At 68.0% G+C, this 409-nt stretch carries 1 pseudogene; it reads left to right on the top strand.

Features of this window, described 5'->3' with window-relative positions:
• Positions 1–352: pseudogene (locus AC1DN0_RS41665) on the top strand (peptidase); the annotation flags it as partial.
• Positions 353–409: the final 57 nt, after the last annotated feature.

The following is a 409-nucleotide window of genomic DNA, read 5'->3' as shown; positions in this document are numbered from 1 at the left end:
GTACATGATCTACCCGCTGGGCAACGCGATCGCCGCCTCGCCGGAGACGCCGTTCCTGCAGATCGGCGAGTCCAAGTACGACAAACCGATCCTGGACCGCATCATCCGCCCGCCGACGCGACTGGAAGACGCCGCGCGCACCGCGATCGTGTCGCTGGACTCGACCATCCGCTCCAACCTGTCGGTGGGGCTGCCGGTGGACCTGGTGCTGATCCGCAAGGGCGACCTGCGCATCAGCCAGCGCATGCGCCTGGCCGGCGACAGCCCGCTGTATGCGGAAATCCACGGCAGCTGGTCGCACAAGCTGGAGCAGGCCGTGGCCAGCCTGCCGGCGTTTCCCTGGGAACGCTGACCCGGTAACGCCGGCCGTTGGCCGGCATCACCTTGTGCGGATCAGGCGGTTTCCAGC

The sequence above is a fragment of the Cupriavidus sp. 05N39 genome, assembly GCF_056397325.1.
The sequence above is the reverse complement of the archived record's forward strand: the minus strand, read 5'-3'. Positions and strand labels throughout refer to the sequence as shown.